The organism is Avibacterium endocarditidis, assembly GCF_002921145.1.
Classification (GTDB): Bacteria; Pseudomonadota; Gammaproteobacteria; order Enterobacterales; family Pasteurellaceae; genus Avibacterium; species Avibacterium endocarditidis.
Genome location: NZ_PQVI01000115.1, coordinates 1 through 3,401, shown reverse-complemented (window position 1 = coordinate 3,401; position 3,401 = coordinate 1). Strand labels below are relative to the sequence as shown.

At 40.1% G+C, this 3,401-nt stretch carries 5 protein-coding genes, 1 tRNA gene and 1 pseudogene; all 7 read right to left on the bottom strand.

The window, feature by feature from the left end; translation table 11 throughout:
* Positions 1-366, bottom strand: a pseudogene (locus C3Z13_RS08720) (polymer-forming cytoskeletal protein); the annotation flags it as partial.
* Between the two features lie 93 nt (positions 367-459).
* Positions 460-537 (bottom strand) — tRNA-Met (locus tag C3Z13_RS08715).
* Positions 538-828: 291 nt separating this feature from the next.
* Positions 829-1,173: a hypothetical protein gene (locus tag C3Z13_RS08710; protein WP_103855655.1), complete on the bottom strand. Its 345-nt coding sequence runs from the start codon at positions 1,171-1,173 to the stop codon at positions 829-831.
* Positions 1,174-1,548: 375 nt separating this feature from the next.
* On the bottom strand, positions 1,549-2,076 hold the full coding sequence (locus C3Z13_RS12395) for an NYN domain-containing protein (RefSeq protein WP_245872606.1): 528 nt from the start codon (positions 2,074-2,076) through the stop codon (positions 1,549-1,551).
* Complete coding sequence (locus C3Z13_RS12390; protein WP_245872605.1) at positions 2,073-2,369, bottom strand: PIN domain-containing protein; 297 nt, start codon at positions 2,367-2,369, stop codon at positions 2,073-2,075. Before C3Z13_RS12390 ends, C3Z13_RS12395 begins: the two co-directional genes overlap by 4 nt.
* A gap of 158 nt (positions 2,370-2,527) precedes the next feature.
* Positions 2,528-2,755 carry a hypothetical protein gene (locus tag C3Z13_RS08700; RefSeq protein ID WP_103855654.1) on the bottom strand — a complete coding sequence of 76 codons (228 nt, stop codon included), beginning with the start codon at positions 2,753-2,755 and terminating at the stop codon, positions 2,528-2,530.
* A gap of 60 nt (positions 2,756-2,815) precedes the next feature.
* On the bottom strand, positions 2,816-3,401 hold a 586-nt coding region (locus C3Z13_RS08695), incomplete at its 5' end, for a LexA family protein (protein ID WP_281258787.1).

Genomic DNA, 3,401 nt, shown 5'->3' with positions numbered 1-3,401 from the left:
AGCATCGCCGAACACCTCGGCATCGCCGTACACCCAGGCATCGCCGTACACCTTGGCATTGCCGTACACCTTGGCATTGCCGTACACCTCAGCATCGCCGAACACCTCAGCATCGCCGAACACCTCGGCATCGCCGTACACCCAGGCATCGCCGTACACCTTGGCATCGCCGTACACCTTGGCATTGCCGTACACCCAGGCATCGCCGCTCTGATCTAAGTTTGACTCTTTCTCAACATAGCCACCTAAATCACCAGCACTAACGCCAATTGATGCGATTTCGATTATCGCTTTTATGCGATAAAGTTTAATTTTAGTTGTAAGCCCGATCTCGATATACTCGTCGGTTAATTCATATTTTTTCACTGAGTTTCTCCTATTTCTCATCTCATTCAGAACCACACTCAAAGCCACGATGAAAAAAACATAAAAAGGAATGGCTAAGAATGCGGTTTTGAATGGTGCCCCAAGTAGGATTTGAACCTATCTGCCTATCGGTTATGAGCCGATTGCTCTTACCTATTGAGCTATTGGGGCAATGTTAAGACTGTGATTATTTACCCTTGCCACAGCCAGCAGATAACTTCGGCTACTCCCTTGCACCTTATTATGTGCGACCAGCTTTCACCTAAACACCTTGTCGGATTATGATTTTTCCTCATTGAGGCATAATGCTGTTGTAGCGGTGGTTCTATATGGTCTTCCACGCTTTGACTAACTACTCACCATCAGGCGACAATGTGTTTTATCTAAATTGTTAAAGAGCAAATTCGGTTAAAAAAACCTTTATTAAAACCCACTAGGGCTTGAATAAAGGCTCTCTCGAGCCTAAGCGGTGATAATGTTCATTTCAGTAAAGTAGCGTTTTGTACATAAATCACGAGAGCCATCATTTACGCCAGCATTGAGGCTTTCCATTGCGTTGCGTAAGGCTTCAATCACTTCGGCAAAAGGTTTAGCTTGGCGTGCTTCAAAAAGTGCATTGCTTGATTTTGCGTTTGCGATTTTGGCTTTCCACTCATTCCATACGTTCGCATCTTCACCGGCGATTTTTACAGTAAGAGAAAGTGCCGCGCTGTCGCATACCTTTCCGCTCACTTTCCAGCCTTGCGGTAACACTTTTTTCACGTTTGCCATAATTTCTTTTTTCATTTGTTGGTTGATGTAAGCCATTTTGTTTTTCCTCGTTGTTTCGTTTTGATGGGTGTATTGTGTACCATTGGTTCATATATGTAAAGAACTTTTTGTTCATTTTGTGAAGTAAAAAGTACCAAAAGTACACATATTGTTGATTTTTAAAGAAAAATATTTTCAAAAAATTTGTTTGATTGCTTGTTTTTTAAACAATTCGAGAATGGAGAAGTGAAATTTAAGAAATAAATTTTGTTGAAATACCATTTTCGCGACGCCACGAAAATGGTTAAGCAAGGAAAGATTGATTATCTAACAGATTGAAATGATTGTAGTTTATGGATTTAAGCACGATTTGAGTGGATTTAAGCAAGATTTGGGCAAAAGAAAACCGCCACGAGGGCGGTTTTTGCGACGCTATTTTTTTAGCGATTTAGACTTCTTCTTTTTCTTGCTATTACGTTTAGCCTCTATTTTGGCTTGATATTCTAACCACCAGTCAGGATTGTTGTCAGGATTGCGCTTTAATATTTCGGCTAATCCAACACCAATGCTAAATGATTGAATGCCATCGATGTGTTCCGAAAGTTCTTCTGAAATTTCCTGCTTTAAAGGGTTTAAAATAAAATCTACCCCTTTTATTCTTGCTTGCTTAGCAGCAGGGACAAAGTCCGAATCTCCAGCAATGAGAACGATCACATCGACAAGTTTCTCATATGAAAGGATAGTAATATCCATTCCAAGTTTAACATCAACACCTTTTTGATTAACTTCATAGTACCAGTCTGCATTAGTTAAATCTTCCCATCTCTTTTTGCCCCTGCGAAGCTCTTTTAAGGTATGATCATTAAGTTTCCAATCTGTTGATTGTAATTTGCCCATTCGTAGTGCCGTTTTTCGTGTTCCTTTCAGTTTTGCGTGAAATTCGGCTCTAAGTTTATTCATTGGTTCAGCTTTAAAATTTTTATCTCTAGGTGTGCTTTGTCCTTTCTCTGGATGAGGTAATTTAACTTGCTTATCAATGGGGGGCTATCATAGTAATAAATGCGATATAGCTCTTGTGGCTCTCTTCCTGAATGTTGTCCGCGCTCAATTTCGGTATGGAATTTAACAATTTTCCACATTAAATCAATCAGGTGATCTGCGGTTACTTCTTGTGTTTTAAAGTATTTTCTAATAAAAAAACCAACTTTGGCAAAGAAAAAACCACCATCAATTAGAATTGCTGTTTTCTTCATATTGGGAACTCGTTGAGATGATAAAGAAAAACCCATAACAGCCGTACAGATAGTAAAAATGGTCTGTGAGCTGCTATGGGTTCCGTCATTTATGATTTATAATAATATCTAATCTTTTAATGTCAAGCTAAATTTGATCATTTTAATTTAAATTCAACCTATGCCCCATCTTTATCTTCACCTTTGCCCACTACCACATCAGCAAACTGATGTAGGTTTTCTAGTTGAACCGATAGCATACAGGTGATTAGATTCCGTAATGATGCTGGCTCAACGCGCAGCAAACCTTCTAAATATTCTTTCTGCTCTGTTTTAGAATATTCAGTACGGCGTAAAGCCTCTTTGATCAAGGCAATGAGAAACTTATCGTGATCGTGTTCTTTCATTTTGGACTCCGTATATACTCAACCGCCACGTCCAATAAATTTCAATTACTGGTTTGGTAGTTACAAATAACTCCGATGCTCAACCGCCACGCCAATAATGCGAATTTCTTGTTTCATTGAACTAAGGGTTGGGAAATCTGGGTTAAGGGGAACAAGCTCAAAATGTGGATTACCTGATTCGGAAATTTCGCCTAATTCACGATAGCGTTTTAAGGTTGCTTCACCGTTTCCATTGACAGCGGCTACAAAATCACCGGGGTGAGGGCGTTTGCGAATGTCAATTAACACTAAATCCCCTTCGCTAAATTTAGGCTCCATCGATAAGCCGCTTATCCTCAAAAAGAACGCGTCTTCGCCTGCATCTATCTCTGTGTCAATATAGTCATAACCTATACTATCGTGAAAATCGCACGCATCTGTCCATGTACCTGCTTGAATTGAACTAATAAGGGGATAAGAGTGGGATTTTTTAACGTTCGCAGGAACAACATTTTGATCGCCAAATGTTAGCCATTCCGGTGTCACTCCTAAATATTTGGCAAGAGCATAAGTTTTACTCGGTGAGGGGGTTGTTTCTCCGCTAAACCATTTACTGACCGCTTTAGGCGTTACTCCAAGGATTTTGGCAATTTCTGCACCACGCCCC